Here is a 19,161-nt window from a genome sequence, read left to right on the forward strand (position 1 = left end):
ATTGAGTAGTGGTTAAAAATTAACTTCGCCTTCCAGTGATACGTTACTGCTGACAGCCCGGACGGGCCGAGGAACGGGATAGGACACATAACGAGCGCGGTACGTAGCTCCCACGCTCATGCGCGGACTCAGCCGATAGCTGTAACCAAACTGCACGTTGACATGACTCAGTTTTCCGACAGCCGTTGGTCGGGTACCTTGTTTAAAGTAAGCAGCCACATTGCTATCGTCCGTTGATTTAGGGTAGCCCGCCCAGATAGCACGGGTAATCAGGCCAAGAACGGCCATATCCAGGCGCAAGGACAAACTGTGGTTGGGCTGAAATGCGTAGTCGGTCTGTACCACCGGAGACAGCGTCGCCGTATTGACAAGCCAGGGAAAATTACCGACTTCATCGGCATACCAGGCCGACTCCCGAAGCGATCCACCCACCCAGGTGCTTAGCTTGGTGGGTTCCACCGGACCGACACGCCGGAAGTAATCGGCTTCCAGATTAAAGGCGTACATCGTCGAGGAAATCTGATACGAAAACTCGTTTCCATCGCCCGTGGGTGTAGTATAGGTCCGGGCTCCGAAGCGCGTCGGATTCATCTCACCAACTCCTCCCGAAAGACGAAGATTAAAGCGGGCGCGTTCGGATTGATGTCGATACGTCAAACCAACCAAGGGTAACGCCCGACCTGTGTATTCCAGCACCGAAGCCTGCTGATCGAGCATCCGTAGGCGGAACGTACCCAACGAAAGGCCAATGGTGTTTTTATAAGTCTGCGCGCTTGCTGGCGAGACAAGTCTTGTGATAAAGCTCAGGATAAAAAACAGTTTGTGAAACGTATGCATACGCTGCTGCTTGATGGTGCGGCAAAGTTGCGAACCGTACCGCAAAACAAGACTGATCGGCCGACGAACCGGAAAAAGTCGATCATCAAACCGGAAAGAACCCTCCTAAATCGTATTTATATGCCACTAGCGGTGTGGTGTCGGCGGGTCCGTGGTGTCGGTTTTGAGAAACCGACATCACTAGTAGGACGTATGGATTTGACTGTTAATTGTAGAATTTTATTCTTTCGATACTATATATCATACAACAAAGTGCTTATTTTATACTGACAAGCAACTCTTTTAGTCACTTCCGTCTTTTATAGCCCATGAACAAGTTTACCTTTCTCTGCCTGGCCATAGGATTCTTTCTGACCCAAGCGATTCCTTTACAGGCACAGACCTTCTCCCTGGAAGCTGTCAGAAGTTATCCGTTTCCAACGGAGCTGACTAGTTCAGCAAAGGGTTCGCGCATCGCCTGGTCGTTCAATGAGCAGGGCAAACGAAACGTGTACGTGGCAGAAGGCCCCGACTTTACTCCACGCAAGCTCACCAGCTACGGCGAAGACGACGGCCAGGAAATCACCAGCTTAGCTATTTCCGACGACGGCCAATGGGTTATCTACGTACGCGGTGGCGATCACGGCTCAAACTGGGATGATGAGCAACCGGTAAACGTAACGTCTTCACCCGTACCACCTAAAGTGCAAATCTGGAGCATACCGTTTGCGGGTGGCGAAGCAAAAGCCCTGGCCGAAGGTGAAGAACCCGTAATCTCACCCAAAAGCGACCGGGTAGCGTTCGTCAAAGGCGGCCAAATATGGATAGCTCCCATCAATGGTTCGTCCGCAGCAAAATCCTTCTTCAACGCCAAAGGCACGAACGGCTCCCTCGAATGGTCACCCGACGGCTCAAAGCTGGCGTTTGTCTGCGACCGGAAAGACCACGCTTTTGTCGGCGTGTTTACCAACGAAACAACACCCATCACCTGGATAGCACCTTCCTTTTCGCGGGATCGCTCCCCACGCTGGTCGCCCGACGGAAAACGAATTGTGTTTGTCCGCACACCCGGCGCGGGCGGTGCTCCTGACTCAATCCTGGCCCGCAAACACCAGCCCTGGTCGATCTGGACCGCCGATGCCGCGTCAGGAACGGCTTCACAACTCTGGCAAGCTCCCAAAACGCTGGCAGGTTCCGTTCCAACTACACATGGCGGATTTAACCTGCACTGGGCAGCCAATGACCGAATCGTTTATCTGTCGTATCAGGACGGTTGGCCGCATCTGTATTCCATTGCGTCAACCGGAGGTAACCCCTTACTGCTGACACCGACGCCGTTTATGGCTGAGCACATTACCCTAAGCCCCGACAAAAAATGGCTGGTGTTCAGCGGCAATACCGGTCCCGACAAGCTGGACATCGACCGTCGGCACGTAATACGCGTACCCGTGGACAAAGCTCAGATGGAGGTACTTACGCCCGGCAACGGTCTGGAATGGACGCCGGTAGTAACGGGCGACGGATCGACCCTAGCCATGATCAGCGCGACGGCCCAGCGCCCTCCCCTGCCAACGGTAATGGCCTTCGCCAAAGGAACACCAAAAGTTCTTGGGCAGAACCTGATTCCGGCTAACTTCCCTCAGAATCAACTGGTCGTTCCTAAGCAGGTAACCGTCAAAGCGCCGGACGGCATGATTGTCCATGCGCAGCTTTTCGAACCCGCGAACGGCTCGGCCAAAAAACCGGCGCTTATCTACGTCCACGGTGGCCCGCCCCGGCAAATGCTCTTGGGCTGGAACTACTCCGACTATTACGCTAATTCGTACGCGCTCAATCAGTATCTGGCTAGTCAGGGATTTGTGGTATTGTCAGTTAATTACCGGCTCGGTATTGGTTACGGCTATGATTTCCACCAGCCCGCCCATGGTGGTGCCAACGGAGCGTCGGAATACCAGGATGTTCGGGCGGCTGCCGTCTGGCTGTCCGAGCAACCGCAGGTCGATGCCACACGAATCGGTATTTACGGGGGATCGTACGGCGGGTATCTGACGGCACTGGCCCTCGCCCGCGATTCGAAGCTATTTGCCGCGGGTGTTGATATTCACGGTGTACACGACTGGAGCCAGCAACGGACGATCAGCAATTCGAGCGACCGCTTCGAAAAAATTCCGGATGCGGAACAGGCCGCTAAAGTGGTTTACGAATCGTCGCCCATTTCGTCGGTGAGCCGTTGGACCTCACCGGTTCTCATCATTCACGGCGACGAAGACCGGAACGTACGCTTTAGCCAGAGCACCGATCTGGTCCAACGTCTCGAAGCGAAGGGTGTACCGATGGAAACGCTCGTCATTGTTGATGATACGCACCATTGGATGAAGCATACCAACGCCCTAAAGATGGGCAACGCTACCGCCGACTATTTCAAACGGAAGCTTATGAAACCAAGGCAGTAACGCGAAACGGTTCGCTTCGTTGAGAATGTCGGTTTGAATTCTCAACGAAGCGAACCGTTTACAGAATCTTGTTAGCGCACGCAGCGGAAACCGAGGTTATTACTGCCGCTGCTTACTTCGCCTTTTCCCCGACTACCCGCTTTATACCGAATACAATACTGATCACTGCACAGGAAAGAGCCGCCCCGCTGGACACGCTTAACCGCTCCCGGTTCATCGGGGTCATAACTATCATCGGGTCCCTGCGGATCACTTTTGGGCGATTGATTGTAATAGTCGGGTCGGTACAAATCCTGACACCACTCCCAAACGTTGCCTTCCATATCGTACAAACCGTAGGCATTGGCCGGAAACGATTTCACCGACGCAATACCGGCAAACCCGTCCTCCTGCGTATTTTTTTCGGGAAAATGGCCCTGATGAATATTCGCTACCCAGCGGCCTTTAGGTTTTAGTTCGTTACCCCAATAGTACGTCTGGTTGTTAGCCCCACCCCGCGCGGCAAATTCCCACTCGGCTTCGGTCGGCAAACGTTTACCAGCCCACTTCGCGTAAGCGATGGCATCATCAAAGCTCACATGAACGACCGGCTCATTGTCGTGACCGTTAATCGTACTCTGCGGTCCGGTAGGATGCTGCCAACTGGCCCCCGGAACGTATTTCCACCATTGCAGCGGATTGTTCAAAGAAACCGCCGACGCAGGTTGTATAAACACCGCAGAACCGGGAACGAGTTGATCGGCTGGAACGTCGGGGTAATCGGCGGCATCGAGCGGTCGTTCGGCTACGGTTTTATAACCGGTCGCCTTGACAAACTGGGCAAATTGCGCGTTCGTCACCTCGTGTTCGTCCATCCAGAACCCTTTTACCGAAACCGGATGAACGGGTCGGGCATCGGCAAATTCGTCGGAACCCATTTCGTAGGTCCCCCCTTGTAGCCAGACCATCCCATCGCGCTTTTCGCCCGGCTTTCCCGGAACCGTCTGTCGAACAGCGTTGGCATCACGTGCACCATCTTTTGACAACTGATCATCCGACTGGGATGCGTTACAGGCCAGTGTTCCCCAAACGACACCCAGGGCCAAGATAGATTTTCGAAAAAAATAAACGCGCATAGTCAATGGAACCGGGCTAGGATGCCTTCGTATAGACAAAGCTACCAAATCCTATCCGAACGAATAGCACGCCTACCTGATCCCGCGCAGAGGAATACGATTTCTCCCGTAAACCATTGGTTCATTGCTACCGGTTAAACCTTCCTATCGTTTGAATTGCCCGAGCAGGTATTCGTAGAAATTCTCGACGTTCACGTCCGTGACAATTGTAGCGGCATATCCGGCTCCATCCAGATAGGTTTGTCCGGCGTTGGGTGGACGCGTACAGACGTTCATGCGTACCGATTGCGTTTTGAACTGCTCAGGCATAGCCAGATAACTGGTTGCCAGAATATCCCACATGAAATACGTGTAATAATAGCCCGGAATCGTGTCCAGCGTCAAGGCCCAGAACTGCCCCGCCAGATTCGAAAGTGGATAATCAATCTGGGTGGCTAGTTTGGACAGAAACGCTTTGGTTACGGGTACGTGGTTCGTGACATCTAACGGTATAAACGTAAGCGGCAATTGCCATTCCACTAATTTTCGGGTACTAACCGGGTCCCAAAAGACGTTCCACTCGGCACTGCCGTCGTGCTGGTAGGTTTGCACATTGCCCGATACCGTAAAGGCTCCCGCCATCCAGACGATCTGCTCAATTTTGTCAGCTAGTTCCGGCGCTTTTTCCAGCGCCAACACCAGATTAGAGCAAGGCCCAGTCAACAAAATAGTCACCTTGTCGGACGCTTGGGTTAGCCGGTCGATGAGCAGGTCAGGCGCAGCCGGATACGCGTACGGGTCGGGCGCTTTCGGCAGGTTGATGAGCATCGGCAGAGCATTGATAATGTCCGGACGCGCCCGCCATTCGCTCGGAAATGCGTTGATACCCGCGTAGTCGCCCCGCCCCAGCGGAATGTGTTCGTGACTCGTCAGTTGAAGCAGTTTGTAGGTCGATTCAAGCGCGGGCTCAATGTAACAATCGGCAGGTGTTACGGTCACGCCCAGCAATTCGACATCGGGCATGGTCAGCACGAGCAGCAGCGACAGCAAGTCATCAATGCCACCGTCGTGATCCATCAAAAGAAGTTTGGGCATTCGCAAAACGGTTATAGAACCACAAAATAATCTGCAAAAGAATATAATTTTCTAAAGGCAGGGTGACTTTCTTTACAAACCAATTCGCAGAACTGAGAACAAACCGTTTTGCGAATCAATGAATGATTGCTTCTAAAACACCACTACGCGTTATTTTATTTGTTTTAATCGGCCTCACCGCGCTTACCTATTACCATCGTAATCCAACGGGCGACGACGCCTGGTTTGCCGAGCAATCGTATTGGTTTGTCAAAGACGGCGTTATCCGTTCCGAGTTTTTCAGGGGCTTGTTGGGCTGGGAAAATCAGTTGCTGGTTAGCCACAAACTGTTTTTGCTTTTCGGAGCCGGACTGATCAAGTTATTCGGCTATCAGCTTCCCGTCGTTCAGTTCGTCGGTCTTATTTCTTTCGTTGTCGTCGTAGCCGAAGTTATTGCGTACCTGCGCCAACGAGAAGGCACCTATGATTCCTGGTACCTACTCGCCATTCTAATTTTGATTTTTTCGAATCGCCTGCTGATCAAGATGAGCTTCGAAAATCGTCCCGAAATCATGCTGGCAGCCTTGGGATTTGGTTCGTTCCTGTGCCTGGACAGTAAGCAGCTATCGTCGCTGAAAACCGCACTAGCCGCGTTTCTGGCAGGATTAGCGGTGCTGTCTCATCTCAATGGCGTCATTTATCTGCTGGCTGGTTTAGGAACCCTGCTTTATCTGCGCCGGTATAAACAGGCCTTTTTGTTTACGGTGGTGGGTGGCGTTACGTCGTTATTTTATTTCACCGATATTGTATTAGCCGATAACGGGTTCGCAACCTGGTACTATCAGTTTCGTCATGACCCGGCTACGCAAAGCGCGTTCGGCTGGTACCCTAAACTGCTGGTTATCCTCACGTTTCCTAAGCTCTTTTTTGAGTCGCCGGAGCAGGTCGCCTTGTCGCTGTTGCTGGTTTTTCTGCTCTGGCACCAGCGCCGATTTATCAAGCATGTACCTTCCGTTCTAAAGATCTATTCGGTTATCGTGGTGCTCTCGTTCTGGCTGCTTACCAAAAAAGCATCGGGTACGTACCTGCCGCTTTTCATGCCCTTCATGCTGGTTCTGGTGTACGAATTATACCGGCTGAACTCATTTAAAAACTTGGCCCTGTACGTCGTTCTGGCCGCTTATTTTATCATTGGTCTTGTCGGTACTATCGAGATTATCCGCCGTAATTTCACGATGCGGTATCTGCCACTCTCCTATCAGGATTTGCGAAAAGCTATTCCAGCGCATACCAAAGGGCTTGTCCCCCTAACGTTTTTCTTCAACGAATATGAACATTACGGAAAGCTGCTCACCAGCGAGAATTATAAACACCAGTCTACACCATCGGATGACCCCGCCAACGCAATGGCACAATGGGCCAATGACCGGGATGTCGATTTTATCCTGCTGGACCACACGTTCAGGCCCGAAGGTTACTATCCCAAACCGGGAACCGATTCGCTGGCCCACTACAAACTAGGCTATTTCGACGGACGGTTTGCGGTCTATCTACACGCCAAGACTAGAGCCCAATAGCGTAGATGGTCAATAGGCTTGAAAGTAATTTTCAGTAACTTTTTTGTCATGGCACCGGCCACCCGGCCGGTGCCATGACAAAAAATTCATTGCTGTATACCTATAGAAAGCCCCATTCAGACTCTATCAATAAAAAATTTGCCAATAGGCGTATAAACCCACCATTTATACTAGCAGACAACAACTTTCTGTATTTTAGCTCAGCATACGACCTTGTTTACAGAAAGTACCCTATGAAAAAATTAGCTTTACTTCTATTACTCGGCGGCTACGGCGCGTTGGGACAATCGCTTTCGAAACCGGAAGCCGCCGTTATTGCCACTGTTAAAAAGCAGATGCCTGAAACCGAAGCGTTTCTGGAAAAAGTAGTCAACATCAACAGCGGTACGCTCAACATCGAAGGCGTTCGGACGGTGGGAAAATTGATGGCCGATGAACTCGAAAAGCTGGGTTTTAAAACCGAATGGGTTTCCTTACCCGACTCGCTGAACCGGGCGGGTCACCTGGTAGCAACTCGGCAGGGCAAAAAAGGAAAAAAGCTATTTTTGATTGGCCATCTGGACACGGTATTCGAAAAATCGCTGCCGATGGAACCCTTCAAGCGCATCAACGATTCGACGGCGACGGGTCAGGGCGTCAACGACATGAAAGGGGGCGACGTGCTGGTGATCGCGGCTCTGAAAGCGCTTCACACCCAAAAACTGCTCGACGATACGTCCATTACAATCTACTTTACGGGGGACGAAGAAAGCTCGGGAGGCCCCGAAAGTCGCCGGGATTTCATCGAGCGAGCCAAACAGTGCGATCTTGCGCTAGCCTTTGAAACCGCGCAGGGACTCGGTAGCGTAACGACCGGACGGCGCGGATCGAGCGGCTGGACACTTAACGTAAAGGCCCGTTCAGGGCATTCATCCCGGATTTTCAGCGACCTGGGTTACGGAGCAATCTACGAAGCCGCCCGAATCCTGACCGAGTTTCGACGGACGCTGGGGCAGGAAAAATACTTGACGTTCAATCCAGGGTTGATTGTCGGTGGTGCAGAGGTGCATTATGATGAGAAAACGGCAAAAGCCGAAGTGGTTGGTAAAACCAACATTGTAGCGGGCACAGCGTTGGTCAAAGGCGATTTGCGGTTTCTGACCGAAACCCAGAAAGAAAATGCCCGCGCTAAAATGCGTGAGATCGTAGAGAAAAGTTTACCGCTGACCAAAGCCTCGATTTCGTTTACGGATGGTATTCCGGGCATGGAACCCACCGCAGCGAACGACGAGTTGCGCAAACAGGTCGATAAAATAAGCCGCGACATGGGTCTTGGTCCCGTTACGGCTTTCGATCCGGGGGCGCGGGGTGCGGGCGATGTATCGTTTGTGGCCAAATACATCCCTTGCCTGGACGGTCTGGGTGCTTCGGGCAAAGGGGCGCACAGCATCGAAGAAACGATGAACCTGAAGGAATACCCGTTCCTGATTCAACGCACGGCGGTACTCATCCATCGCCTGACGCGCTGAAACGGGTAGCGACCAACCTTTCCTAAACCCTATCCGCTCATGAACCGAATTACGACCATCGATGTAACGCGCGGTCTGGTCATGGTCATTATGGCGCTGGATCATGTGCGCGACCTGTTGCACACCAGCGCCACGACGCAGGACCCTACCGATCTGGCGGTCACCACCGCACCGTTATTTCTGACGCGCTGGATCACCCACCTGTGTGCCCCCACGTTTGTTTTCCTGTCTGGTATGTCAGCGTATCTATCGGTGAAAAAACAGCAGCATTCGCCCAGTTCCCGGTTGTTTCTGCTCAAACGTGGTCTGGTACTGATCCTACTCGAACTGACCCTTGTCAACTTCGCCTTCTGGTTCGACATTCAGTTTCGCACGATACTGCTGCAAGTGATTTACGCGATCGGTGGCGGGTTGGTTGTTGTTTCGCTTCTGGCCCGGCTACCGGTCAGATGGGTCGGTAGCCTCGGTCTGGTCATTATCTTCGGGCATAATCTGTTGCAGGCGGTTCCGGTACCGACCAGTCACGCAGCCCGCTTTGTTGAATCGCTGTTTTTTCGGGTAAACGTTTTCCAGCCCAGTCCTTCGTTTACGTTGATTGTGGGTTATCCACTACTTCCCTGGCTGGGGATTATGCTGGTTGGATTTGCGGGCGGTTCACTCCTGGACCAACCGCTGGTACGTCGGAAGCAAACACTGCTACGGTTAGGGCTAGCGTCTCTGGGTTTGTTCCTGCTCCTGCGCTTTATCAATGTTTACGGTGACCCGGTTCCCTGGTCGGTACGAAAGGATACGCTGTTTACTATGTTGTCGTTCATCAACGTAACCAAGTACCCACCATCGCTGCTGTACGATCTGCTGATGCTTGGGATTGCGCTGATATTGCTGAGTCTGGCCGACGGAGCCGACAATGCAATCACTCGTTGGCTCACCGTATATGGCAAAGTACCGATGTTCTACTACATCATTCATTGGTACGCCGTCCATCTGCTGATGATTGCGATGATTCTAATTCAGGGATACGCCTGGCATGACATTCGACCCGGCACAATGAGCTTCGGACGACCGGCGGGTGCGGGCGTTGAGCTTGGACTGGTCTACTTGGTCTGGGGTGGTCTGGTGCTGGCCTTGTACCCGCTTTGCCGATGGTACGGTCGCTACAAGGCGTCTCATCCGTCGGCTGTACTGCTGCGGTATATCTAGGCAAATGGAAATCGCCGGCCAACAATCCGGCGATTCGTTATTCGTCAAGTTTGTTTAAGCGACCTGAACGCTGACTTCGTAGTAATCAACCGTTGGCGGACCCGCAAAATAGTTACCCATTTTCTGCAATACGCCTTGTAGAAAGCCACTGTTTTCCGCATCCTGGCGGTGCGCTTCCGACTCCCACAGCGTGACCATGAGCCCTTTGTTAGTTTCGGAGTTCGTCAGGAAACGGCTGTTTTTAAAACCGTCCAGTTGTTTAAGCGCCGGACCAACCGAATCCCGGAAATAATCGATGGCTTCGTTGATCGACTCCGGTTTCAAGGGTACTTGAATGACACGTGCAAACATACGATAAGGGTTAGAGACAGGAAGAAATGATTTTGTACAATCAGTAATCAGGTGATAGGAATTATCTTACTACCCGTTCGAAAATAGCAGAAAAACAGATCCCTACGACCATCAACTCCCCCATTTTAGCAAAAGGAGTGAGTTGCTGTCTACAAAAAACAGGCGGAACCTTTCGACTCCGCCCGTTGGCTACTAGCAGGTGTATAAATGTTTATTTGCCGTATGGCTCGATGGTTTGGATGGTCCCGTCGGAGTTGCGTTTCAACTCGGTCACTTTGACGTTGCGCAAATGCGTTTTTCCCGACAGTTCAGTATCATGGTAGAAAATATACCACTTGCCGTTGATCTCGACAATGGAATGATGCGTTGTCCAGCCTTTCACCGGATTCATGATCACGCCCTGGTACGTAAACGGCCCATACGGCGAATCACCAACGGCGTAAGCCAGATAGTGCGTGTCGCCCGTTGAGTACGAGAAGTAATACTTACCGTTGTATTTGTGCATCCAGCTTCCTTCAAAAAAGCGCCGGTCGTGGTCACCGCCTAGCAGCGGTTTGCCGTCTTTATCAACGATCTTAACGTCCTTCACCGGCTCGTCGAAACGCAGCATATCCTTGCTCATCCGAACCACTTTAGCACTGATAGCCGGTTCGTTGTCTTTTTTCAGGTCGGTCTTTGATCCATTTGCTTCGTACTTGCCCGTTGCCCAGCGCTGCAACTGACCGCCCCAGATACCGCCAAAATACATGTACGAGTTCCCATCGGTATCGGTGAAGACTGCCGGGTCGATACTAAAGCTGCCGGGGATCGGGTTAGGTTCGGCCTTGAATGGACCACTTGGCGATTTGCTGGTTGCCACGCCCATCCGAAACACATCCTGCTTATCCTTGACGGGAAAGTACAGGTAATAGGTACCATTCTTGAAAGCCGCATCGGGTGCCCACAACTGCCGACCCGCCCACGGAATGTCTTTGATCGATAAGGCAACGCCATGATCCGTAACCTTACCATTGATGCTGTCCATCGACAGAATATGGTAATCGTTCATGGCGAAGTGAGCCCCTTCGTCATCTTCCTTCACACCCGCGTCAATGTCGTGCGAGGGGTAAATATAAATTTTACCGGCGAAGAGGTGAGCTGACGGGTCAGCCGTATAAATGTCGCTCACCAGGGGCTTGGGTAGGTCTTTCGTGCCGGCAGAATCAGTCGTTGCCGCCGTCGTTTCGGTTGTTTCTTGGGTTGTCTTTTTGTTTTGGCAGGCACCGAGTAGCAGACCACAGATGGCCAACGCAAACAGCGACAGGTAGGTTTTGGAATGGTTTACCATTTGACTTAGCGTATTGGAATAAATATACTGGCAATATAGGGTGAAAGGCTTGATGTGACGAACAGTTTTTTCACTAATTATTTGGGGTTAAGTACAACAAAATGGCTTTCCTCCCCTTGCCCATTAAAGCCTGATCTGTTTGATAAGCCCCTACTTCTATTCGTTGCGGTTATCGCGCATTACGATTTGTGATGCTGGTTTGCTCGACTCTCACGGCTCTTTGCCCCTACTTTTGTCCTGAATTATTCGCTTAGCCAGATTGTTTTTCATTAGGGGCGTTTGCGTTCTTTCGAGCGACAAACCCCACCGATTTACAGACTAGTAGACTTTATGATTACCACAGATATTTGCATCATTGGCGCGGGGCCGGTAGGCTTGTTCGCCGTCTTTGAAGCTGGTTTATTGAAGATGCGGTGCCACCTCATTGACGCACTCCCACAGGTTGGCGGACAACTGTCGGAAATTTACCCGCAGAAGCCCATCTACGACATTCCCGGTTATCCGGAAATTAAAGCGCAGGAATTGGTTGACAACCTGATGGAGCAGATTGAGCCGTTTCATCCGACGTTTACGCTGGGCGAACGGGTCGAAGCCCTCGAACGTCAGGACGACGGGTCGTTTGTTATTACGACCAATGACAGTACCAGCGTGCACTGCCAGGTTGTTGTGATTGCCGGCGGGCTAGGCTGTTTTGAACCCCGCAAACCGGAGATTCAGAACCTGGAGCAATTTGAAGGAAAAGGCGTTGCGTACATGGTCAAGAACCCCGAGCAGCTCCGCGACCGACGCGTTGTGCTAGCCGGTGGGGGCGATTCGGCCCTCGACTGGACTATCTTTCTGGCCAACATCGCCAAAGAAGTGACGCTGGTGCACCGGAGCGACAGTTTTCGGGGAGCGCCCGATTCAGCCGAAAAAGTGTTTGAGCTGGCTAAAGAAGGCCGCGTCAATCTGGTACTTCAATCGACGATTACCAGCATTACGGGGAGTGGTCATTTGCAGGAGGTAACGATCACGGCGAAAGACAAAACCGTGACAACCTTAGCTGCCGATAACCTGATTCCGTTGTTTGGCCTGACACCTAAACTCGGCCCGATTGCCGACTGGGGACTCCGCATCGACAAAGCGGCAATCAGCGTTGACACAACCGACTACTCGACCAATGTAGAGCGGATTTACGCCATTGGTGACATCAACACGTATCCGGGCAAGCTTAAACTGATTCTGTCTGGTTTTCACGAAGCGGCATTAATGTGCCAGAGTGCGTTTAAATACGTCTATCCGAACCAGAAATTAAGCTTTAAGTACACAACGGTTAACGGCATTCCTACTTTTTAATACCGCTTCCTGTACCGATTATTCGACAATCGGTACAGAGATTCAAAAACAATACCATGATTCAGTTCACACTAGAAGATCGGAACGGCGAACGGCAGCCTGTAGAAATTCCTGAGGGCATTAATTTGAGCTTGATGGAAGTGCTGAAAGCGTCTGACTATAACGTACTGGCAACCTGTGGTGGCATGGCTCTTTGCGCTACCTGTCACGTACAGGTGCTCGAAGGCCTGGATGCACTCCCCCCCGCCCGCGATGCCGAACTCGACATGCTGGATACGCTTCCCGACGCCGAATTCGACAGCCGATTATCCTGCCAGATCCGCGTCGATGAAGCCCTTGAAGGAGGAATTTTCAAGATTAAAGGACCGGAACAGTAACCCGTAAGCGACTAGCGTTCTGCCAACCTTATTCAAGTTTGCTACCGATGCGTTGCCAATTCTTAGTCCACTTCAACGATCATCTCGATCTCAACGGCACTATTTAGCGGTAGAGCGACCATACCAACGGCGGACCGGGCGTGTTTTCCTTTTTCGCCGAATAAAGCGACCAGCAGGTCCGAGCAGCCGTTAATCACTTTCGGTTGATCGACAAAGTCGGGCATTGAGTTTACGAAGCCGGTTACCTTGACGATGCGCCTGACATGAGCCAGTTCGCCAAGCTCGGCTTTCAGCGTCGAAAGCAACGAAATAGCCGTTGTGCGGGCCGCTACATAACCCTGTTCGATAGTCAGGTCTTTGCCCAGTTTACCCGTTATGGCGGAGCCGTCTTGATTAGTCGATATGTGCCCCGCCAGAAATACCAGATTACCCGAACGGACCGCTTTGACGTAGTTGCCCGACGACGGGGTAGGTTTGGCTAGCTCGATGCCCATGTTCGTCAACGTCTGTTCGGGTGTTTGCCCATGCGAGAAGTTGAGACCGGCGACCAGCAAAAAGCTGAGTAGTAAGGAAAGATAGTTCATGGATAACAGTGGTTTATTGATGAGCATTAGTTCACGGCTGCGCTGGTCAGTAGAGACACCTCTTTTTTGAGCACAATGAAACTGAGTGGCTGTTTTGGTATACCGAACCGGGGGTCATTGGGAAACGGTTTTGTTTCGCCGGTAGGTTCGTAACCGCGACGCTGGTACCAGGCAATCAGCTCATGCCGGGCTGTAATTACAGTCATCACAATAGCCCGACATTGCCAGGCAACAGCCCGTTGCTCGGCGGCTTCCAGCAATGTTCGTCCAATACCGTTGGCTTGCGACTCCGGCGCAACCGTCAGCATGCCCAGATAAAGGCTTTTCTGTCTCGCGATAGTCGGTTCAGCCTCGATGTCTTTCTTTTCCAGATAGACACAACCCAGTAAGTGACCCTCTTGCTCGTACTTGAGAATCGTAACCGCCGGATCGCGCAACATAACACGCAGGGCATTTTCATCGACTCGAATTCCGTCCAGCAAATCGGCTTCGGTTGTCCAGCCTTTGCGGGAGTTGTCTCCTCGGTAGGCGCTGTTGACCAGCGTGTTCAACGAAGTAATATCCTGTTCTGTGGCGGTAGTAATCAACGCATCCTTCATAGATCGCAAAGATATTGGGCATCCATGAATAAAAAAGCGTCCGACGTAGCCGCTACATCGGACGCTTTTTATGGTTTGGTACTGGGTTTATCGACCATAAACGGCTAATTCTTTAAATCGAGCATACCGCTCCCTGGCCAAATCAAGTCCCTCCTGATGCGTTGCGGATAGCGCGTTAAACAGGTTCGTTTCGATCAGGACGGTATTTTTCTGGACTGTGCGCTTCCAGGTTCCTGCCACCCGTCCATCGACAACGACAACCGGGCTGAAGATGCCATTACCGGCGCTCACGATCTGTTTAAAATCAAGCGAACCGAGTGCAGCCGTACGATTTTTATAACCCACCAAATACTCGTCAAAAGACGGTAGCAAATGAACAGCCAGTGACGTATCATATCCGAAGCGCTCGTGTTGAGCTATCCAATAAGTATGTTTGTTATACATTTCCTGAATAAGCTGCTCCTTCACCGAGTGGATGCCAGCCTTGGCCTCGGCCACTGTTAGGCCCGACCACCAGATAAAGTCCTGCAACGTAGCGGGTCCGTGACTCAGAAAATACCGTTTTGTCAACTCGGCCAGCGCGTCGTCGCGCTCCCTTGGTTTTGTCGGCGCAATCCATTCGTCGAGTAGCGTGTACGTATTTTCACTACCCCGCCGGACGCCACAGCAGATAAGCCCATCGGAAGCAGCCCGCACTAACAGCAGGTTCATGCGTATGTCGTGAGTGGGTATTCCTGCCTGCGCAAGAGCAACATTCAATTCCTGACGAATGAGTTGTTTTCCTCCCAACAAGGCATTCGTCATCGCGTCGTAGCTTTTCGTTAGCTTTTTCTCGTCCAGTTCGAGCCTTCGCAGGTAGCTTGCTGACAGGATATGAAGCCGAGGCCGCAGCAAATTCAGTATCCAGCGAACATCGTCAGCCGCGATCAGGTGAAGCGTACCCCGCATTGCCCATGTTCGAACAACCGACCGGTCGGCAATGGCCTGATCAATCGCGGTTTCTGTAGTAGGCAATCGAAGACCAAGCGCCCATTTTGCCGCCAGAAAATCCTGCCCCTGTACGGCCCCTAGCCAGGCTACCAGCTCAGCAGGCTTCGTAAACATCGGCTGACTAATCTGCTGATTAGCGAGCCGATAGCGGACAATGTCGGAATCTGTCACAGGGTATTAGTAGCTTGTTGGTAATGTATTACAAAGTAATACATTACCACTGACAGCCCTATGTCAGCAGTAAATGCGCTTTTCCTACTTTTTCCAGACTGATAGTCGCATACATACCGCAAACGTTGGCGAAGGGTTTCACAATCGAAAATCCGAACCAGTTTCCGCACAGCCCGGTTTACTAGCTATGCTGACCAAAGCCCGTTTTGGGCTATATCCGGTCAGCTATCCAGTACAACCATGAATTTACAGCTCAACAACAAAACGGCTTTAGTAACCGGCTCAACGGCAGGGATTGGTCTGGCTACCGCCCGGAAACTTTTGGAAGAAGGCGCTCAGGTGATTATCACGGGCCGCACCGAAGACCGTATTCAGTCGGTCATTCAGCAATTAAAAACAGAACTGCCCAACGCAGTGGTACGCGGTGTCGCCGTTGATTTTTCCCAGAAAAACACGATTGACAGCCTGCTTGAAGCGGTGCCGGAGGTAGATATTCTGGTCAATAATGCGGGTATTTTTGGACCGAAAGCGTTCGCTGATATTCCCGATGAGGACTGGTTCCGCTTCTTCGAAGTAAATGTGATGAGCGGTATTCGGCTGGCCCGGCATTACTTTCCGGCTATGATTGCCAAAGGCTGGGGCCGTATTCTGTTTATTTCCAGCGAATCGGCGTTACAGATTCCGGAAGAAATGATTCATTACGGCATGACTAAAACGGCTCAGCTGGCTGTAGCGCGGGGTCTGGCCGAGCTCACCAAAGGCACCGCCGTAATGGTTAATGCCGTGTTACCGGGTCCGACGGCATCGGAAGGTGTGCAGGATTTTGTTGCGGATATGGCCAAACACCAGCAAAAAGACCGTGAACAAGTCGAACGGGAGTTTTTCCAGAACGCCCGGCCCACGTCGCTGCTTCAACGATTTGCCAGCACCGATGAGGTAGCCAACATGGTTGTTTACCTCAGCAGCCCACTAGCCTCGGCCACGAATGGATCGGCAGTTCGTGTTGATGGTGGTGTGGTTAAAGCCATTGTTTAAGGTAAGCTCTTTAAATTGGTGCCTGATTCCAGTATTGTCCGGAATCCGTAAAACACGTAATGTGATGATGGGGGGCGTTGGGGCCGTGGTGTCGGTTTCTCAAAACCGATCCTTGGCGTCAGCAATCTGTGTCGGTTTTGAGAAACCGACACAGATTGCTGACGCCACTACAGAAGGGCATCGAACGTTTTACGAATTCCGGACGATCATTGACAAACACTCATGTCTTTGGGCAGTGTAATTTTTATCATCTCACTACCGGACGTCTGACCCGAGTTGATGGTTACCGCGTTGAATCCGTTGTAGTCGACTCCCGCTTCATAATCCGTATTGGCTTCCAGGCCCACCAGTTTACCTTTACCAGCGGTCAGGAACGCCTGCTGCCAGTTCGTCGTCCCGACTTTACGATATCGAACCCAGGCGCTGGGCGAAATTTGTACATCTGTCTTATTTTCGCAGTACGCCGTCACGGCTACATCGAGATCGACTAAATTCGCCGGGTACGTAACAGTTGCCGTATGGCTGCCACACAACTGACTGACCGTTGCGGTGCCGATCATCATTCCGCTGGGCGAATACAGCTCAAGACGGGCCGCCCCCGAGAACGGACTCTGAATGTTAATTGCATTTTCGGTCGTCGAACCGCTTTTGTAAAGCTGATTCCTGTTGTATAGTTTCCAGCTAACGGGTTTTCCATCCGGCTTCCCGGTGATAGCCCACTGCGCTCCACCCGGACACGTCGTTCCACTGGGCGTCCAGAACGCAAGACTATACCCTGCTGCATACGTTGCGGAAATGACCGCCTGTAATTTACCCCCCTCCTGACTTACCGCTGCGTTTCGTTCGTACGTCCACTCGCCGTTTGTTTCGTTGTAGCGAAATACCGGAATTTGATCGCCCGCCTTTAGTTTATGGCCCGTTCCAGGATTAAGCACATCGCCATTCAACTCAACTCGTACCGTTGCGGGCTGGCTTAGATTACTGACCTTCTGTCCATTCGAATTTTCCAGCTCGATGGTAACAAATCCGGCGGGTGTAAATGTACCAACGACATCTTTATTACCCCGATCATCAACACCCAACCGGGTCGTGAAACCACCGGGATAAGCGCGCAACGCCAACTCCGACAAACTGGAATAGGCCGCAATCTGCGCAGACAGGTTACCACTAACGACTTGCCCTCTGGTATCCTTTAGCTGCGTATTGGCGGCTATCTGTACCGTGGCGCTGGTGGTCATCGAAGCGCTAGTCTGTGTTGTGATGGATTCATTCGTCCGGACAGCTCCCGTCGATGAGGTTTCGACCACACCATTACTGAGCGTCACGCCAGCCGGGGGAGCCGCATCTTTCACCAGTCGAATCGAGAACGGTTCGGGTTTGGCTTTATCAACAAACAGATAAATACTTGAGCTAATGTAACCAGCGGCCTCGGCGACAATGCGTAATTCGGCGGGTTTGGCCGTCGACGGAACGGTTCCTTTCAAGCCCAGAAACAGGTCCGCATTACTGCTCTTGATGCTGGTGGTCGATACGCCCTCATACGTAACAACGCGACTGGCGTCCGGCCCATAAATCCTGATCTGAACCGGACTATTGAGCGACTCGCCTGTTCGGGCGTCTACAACCAGCCCTTGAAGCGTAGTCGGTGATGGCTCATAATTAATTTTAAAAACGACGCCCTTTAGCGGGTCAAGATGCTGAATGTCGTTTAAATCCTGGCAACCCGTCACCAATGCTGCCGTAACGACGGATAAGGCAAGTCCATTGAAAAAGCGCTGCCAGCCGGTATGTGTTTTGCGGTTCATGGTTGTAAGCCTAAAAACGCGTTGGAATCAGATTATACGAGAAACCAATGCTGACAATGGGATAATATTTTAGCGGTTTGAGGTTATTTTCGATGATAGGTCCCTGATCGCTCGACGGTTCAAGCATCCCGGTTGTGTTAAACGCGAGTTGGGGCGATTGCTGGTAAAACACCCCTAGGTCGGCCATGAATTTTAGCCGATTACGCAAAAAAGGGTGCCCCCAGCCGATACCCGCGTAAGGTGCTATTCGGTTGAAATTAGCCTTACCGTCAACCGTACCGACCTGATCGATGGTGAAAACGACATCGTTGAATCGTACATCTTTCGTCGGCTTTCCAAAGAAGGTTATCTCATTAAGGTTGTAGTAGGCTCCCCCCGTTATTCGAAATCCAGCACGTTTGAATGGATAGTAGTCAGCCAGTAGGTTCACCGACGACAAGTTGATCGTGTAGTCGAACCCAAGCTGTAATTCATCGGTATCTTTTCCCGATTTCAACGTTCCGTTGTACGTGAATCGATTCACTCCCGCCCGTACGGCTACTTGCCGAACGATTGACTTACTTAGGCCAACACCAAAACCGGCCGTTCCCCCGTGAACGCTTACGGCAACACCCGGTCGGTACACTGGCAGCGACATTGGATTCGTTTGCGTATAGCCCGTGAACGGCAATAAGGCTAGTAATGATGCTGTTAACAAGCGCATGGTTTACGTGTGATTTAAGCCATTTTCATCAACATACCACACTAACTTATTTGTTAACTTATAGTTTACGGTATTTATAAAAAAAGATATTTCATTAAAACAGTTCTTCTTTATTTACTATTTTCACAAATGATAAACTTTGTTTCGGCGTCGTTTTCGTTT

General features: G+C 51.5%; 17 protein-coding genes. 7 read left to right on the forward strand and 10 right to left on the reverse strand.

Annotated elements, in window-relative coordinates; all coding sequences use genetic code 11:
• Positions 1-12: 12 nt before the first annotated feature.
• Positions 13-837, reverse strand: a complete 825-nt coding sequence (locus LQ777_RS15375; protein ID WP_232558814.1) for a hypothetical protein — start codon at positions 835-837, stop codon at positions 13-15.
• A 308-nt stretch (positions 838-1,145) separates the two neighbouring features.
• On the opposite strand from LQ777_RS15375, the gene LQ777_RS15380 reads away from it, so the two are divergent.
• Positions 1,146-3,269, forward strand: coding sequence for a S9 family peptidase (locus LQ777_RS15380; RefSeq protein WP_232558815.1), 2,124 nt, complete (start codon positions 1,146-1,148; stop codon positions 3,267-3,269).
• A gap of 71 nt (positions 3,270-3,340) precedes the next feature.
• On the opposite strand, the gene LQ777_RS15385 is transcribed toward LQ777_RS15380, so the two are convergent.
• Positions 3,341-4,384 (reverse strand): formylglycine-generating enzyme family protein, encoded by a 1,044-nt coding sequence (locus LQ777_RS15385; RefSeq protein WP_425276908.1) that lies wholly within the window; start codon positions 4,382-4,384, stop codon positions 3,341-3,343.
• Between the two features lie 144 nt (positions 4,385-4,528).
• The gene (locus tag LQ777_RS15390) at positions 4,529-5,458 is read right to left on the reverse strand and encodes a nucleoside hydrolase (protein WP_232558816.1); all 930 of its coding nucleotides are present in this window, start codon (positions 5,456-5,458) and stop codon (positions 4,529-4,531) included.
• Between the two features lie 122 nt (positions 5,459-5,580).
• Between LQ777_RS15390 and LQ777_RS15395 the strand changes: the two genes are divergently transcribed.
• The 3 genes from LQ777_RS15395 (at position 5,581) to LQ777_RS15405 (ending at position 9,722) form a co-directional block, all read left to right on the forward strand.
• The gene (locus LQ777_RS15395) at positions 5,581-7,014 is read left to right on the forward strand and encodes a hypothetical protein (protein WP_232558817.1); all 1,434 of its coding nucleotides are present in this window, start codon (positions 5,581-5,583) and stop codon (positions 7,012-7,014) included.
• Positions 7,015-7,247: 233 nt separating this feature from the next.
• On the forward strand, positions 7,248-8,522 hold the full coding sequence (locus LQ777_RS15400; RefSeq protein WP_232558818.1) for a M20/M25/M40 family metallo-hydrolase: 1,275 nt from the start codon (positions 7,248-7,250) through the stop codon (positions 8,520-8,522).
• A gap of 39 nt (positions 8,523-8,561) precedes the next feature.
• Positions 8,562-9,722, forward strand: coding sequence for an acetyltransferase domain-containing protein (locus LQ777_RS15405; protein WP_232558819.1), 1,161 nt, complete (start codon positions 8,562-8,564; stop codon positions 9,720-9,722).
• A gap of 54 nt (positions 9,723-9,776) precedes the next feature.
• Here the strand turns inward: LQ777_RS15405 and LQ777_RS15410 are convergent, their stop codons facing one another.
• The gene (locus LQ777_RS15410) at positions 9,777-10,073 is read right to left on the reverse strand and encodes an antibiotic biosynthesis monooxygenase family protein (protein ID WP_232558820.1); all 297 of its coding nucleotides are present in this window, start codon (positions 10,071-10,073) and stop codon (positions 9,777-9,779) included.
• Between the two features lie 211 nt (positions 10,074-10,284).
• Positions 10,285-11,400: a glycoside hydrolase family 43 protein gene (locus tag LQ777_RS15415; protein ID WP_232558821.1), complete on the reverse strand. Its 1,116-nt coding sequence runs from the start codon at positions 11,398-11,400 to the stop codon at positions 10,285-10,287.
• A gap of 330 nt (positions 11,401-11,730) precedes the next feature.
• Between LQ777_RS15415 and LQ777_RS15420 the strand changes: the two genes are divergently transcribed.
• Together LQ777_RS15420 and LQ777_RS15425 are read left to right on the forward strand one after the other, a co-directional pair.
• Complete coding sequence (locus LQ777_RS15420; protein ID WP_232558822.1) at positions 11,731-12,735, forward strand: NAD(P)/FAD-dependent oxidoreductase; 1,005 nt, start codon at positions 11,731-11,733, stop codon at positions 12,733-12,735.
• A gap of 56 nt (positions 12,736-12,791) precedes the next feature.
• Positions 12,792-13,112 (forward strand): 2Fe-2S iron-sulfur cluster-binding protein, encoded by a 321-nt coding sequence (locus tag LQ777_RS15425; RefSeq protein ID WP_232558823.1) that lies wholly within the window; start codon positions 12,792-12,794, stop codon positions 13,110-13,112.
• A gap of 62 nt (positions 13,113-13,174) precedes the next feature.
• On the opposite strand, the gene LQ777_RS15430 is transcribed toward LQ777_RS15425, so the two are convergent.
• The 3 genes from LQ777_RS15430 to LQ777_RS15440 form a co-directional block, all read right to left on the reverse strand.
• Positions 13,175-13,696, reverse strand: coding sequence for a RidA family protein (locus LQ777_RS15430; RefSeq protein ID WP_232558824.1), 522 nt, complete (start codon positions 13,694-13,696; stop codon positions 13,175-13,177).
• A gap of 26 nt (positions 13,697-13,722) precedes the next feature.
• Positions 13,723-14,295: a GNAT family N-acetyltransferase gene (locus LQ777_RS15435; RefSeq protein ID WP_232558825.1), complete on the reverse strand. Its 573-nt coding sequence runs from the start codon at positions 14,293-14,295 to the stop codon at positions 13,723-13,725.
• A gap of 87 nt (positions 14,296-14,382) precedes the next feature.
• Positions 14,383-15,456: a winged helix DNA-binding domain-containing protein gene (locus tag LQ777_RS15440; RefSeq protein WP_232558826.1), complete on the reverse strand. Its 1,074-nt coding sequence runs from the start codon at positions 15,454-15,456 to the stop codon at positions 14,383-14,385.
• 240 nt (positions 15,457-15,696) lie between these two features.
• On the opposite strand from LQ777_RS15440, the gene LQ777_RS15445 reads away from it, so the two are divergent.
• A complete protein-coding gene (locus LQ777_RS15445; protein WP_232558827.1) occupies positions 15,697-16,491 on the forward strand; it encodes an SDR family NAD(P)-dependent oxidoreductase in 795 nt (264 codons plus the stop codon).
• A 206-nt stretch (positions 16,492-16,697) separates the two neighbouring features.
• Here LQ777_RS15445 and LQ777_RS15450 read toward each other — a convergent pair whose 3' ends face one another.
• Positions 16,698-18,296 (reverse strand): hypothetical protein, encoded by a 1,599-nt coding sequence (locus tag LQ777_RS15450; RefSeq protein ID WP_232558828.1) that lies wholly within the window; start codon positions 18,294-18,296, stop codon positions 16,698-16,700.
• A gap of 10 nt (positions 18,297-18,306) precedes the next feature.
• On the reverse strand, positions 18,307-18,999 hold the full coding sequence (locus LQ777_RS15455; RefSeq protein WP_232558829.1) for a hypothetical protein: 693 nt from the start codon (positions 18,997-18,999) through the stop codon (positions 18,307-18,309).
• Positions 19,000-19,161: the final 162 nt, after the last annotated feature.

It is taken from the genome of Spirosoma oryzicola, assembly GCF_021233055.1.
GTDB classification, from domain to species: domain Bacteria; phylum Bacteroidota; class Bacteroidia; order Cytophagales; family Spirosomataceae; genus Spirosoma; species Spirosoma oryzicola.

What these genes read in the sequence shown, in the direction of transcription:
- LQ777_RS15375 (WP_232558814.1), bottom strand. Translation starts at nt 837, where the DNA reads ATGCATACGTTTCACAAACTGTTTTTTATCCTGAGCTTTATCACAAGA.
- LQ777_RS15380 (WP_232558815.1), top strand. Translation starts at nt 1,146, where the DNA reads ATGAACAAGTTTACCTTTCTCTGCCTGGCCATAGGATTCTTTCTGACC.
- LQ777_RS15385 (WP_425276908.1), bottom strand. Translation starts at nt 4,384, where the DNA reads ATGCGCGTTTATTTTTTTCGAAAATCTATCTTGGCCCTGGGTGTCGTT.
- LQ777_RS15390 (WP_232558816.1), bottom strand. Translation starts at nt 5,458, where the DNA reads ATGCCCAAACTTCTTTTGATGGATCACGACGGTGGCATTGATGACTTG.
- LQ777_RS15395 (WP_232558817.1), top strand. Translation starts at nt 5,581, where the DNA reads ATGATTGCTTCTAAAACACCACTACGCGTTATTTTATTTGTTTTAATC.
- LQ777_RS15400 (WP_232558818.1), top strand. Translation starts at nt 7,248, where the DNA reads ATGAAAAAATTAGCTTTACTTCTATTACTCGGCGGCTACGGCGCGTTG.
- LQ777_RS15405 (WP_232558819.1), top strand. Translation starts at nt 8,562, where the DNA reads ATGAACCGAATTACGACCATCGATGTAACGCGCGGTCTGGTCATGGTC.
- LQ777_RS15410 (WP_232558820.1), bottom strand. Translation starts at nt 10,073, where the DNA reads ATGTTTGCACGTGTCATTCAAGTACCCTTGAAACCGGAGTCGATCAAC.
- LQ777_RS15415 (WP_232558821.1), bottom strand. Translation starts at nt 11,400, where the DNA reads ATGGTAAACCATTCCAAAACCTACCTGTCGCTGTTTGCGTTGGCCATC.
- LQ777_RS15420 (WP_232558822.1), top strand. Translation starts at nt 11,731, where the DNA reads ATGATTACCACAGATATTTGCATCATTGGCGCGGGGCCGGTAGGCTTG.
- LQ777_RS15425 (WP_232558823.1), top strand. Translation starts at nt 12,792, where the DNA reads ATGATTCAGTTCACACTAGAAGATCGGAACGGCGAACGGCAGCCTGTA.
- LQ777_RS15430 (WP_232558824.1), bottom strand. Translation starts at nt 13,696, where the DNA reads ATGAACTATCTTTCCTTACTACTCAGCTTTTTGCTGGTCGCCGGTCTC.
- LQ777_RS15435 (WP_232558825.1), bottom strand. Translation starts at nt 14,295, where the DNA reads ATGAAGGATGCGTTGATTACTACCGCCACAGAACAGGATATTACTTCG.
- LQ777_RS15445 (WP_232558827.1), top strand. Translation starts at nt 15,697, where the DNA reads ATGAATTTACAGCTCAACAACAAAACGGCTTTAGTAACCGGCTCAACG.
- LQ777_RS15450 (WP_232558828.1), bottom strand. Translation starts at nt 18,296, where the DNA reads ATGAACCGCAAAACACATACCGGCTGGCAGCGCTTTTTCAATGGACTT.
- LQ777_RS15455 (WP_232558829.1), bottom strand. Translation starts at nt 18,999, where the DNA reads ATGCGCTTGTTAACAGCATCATTACTAGCCTTATTGCCGTTCACGGGC.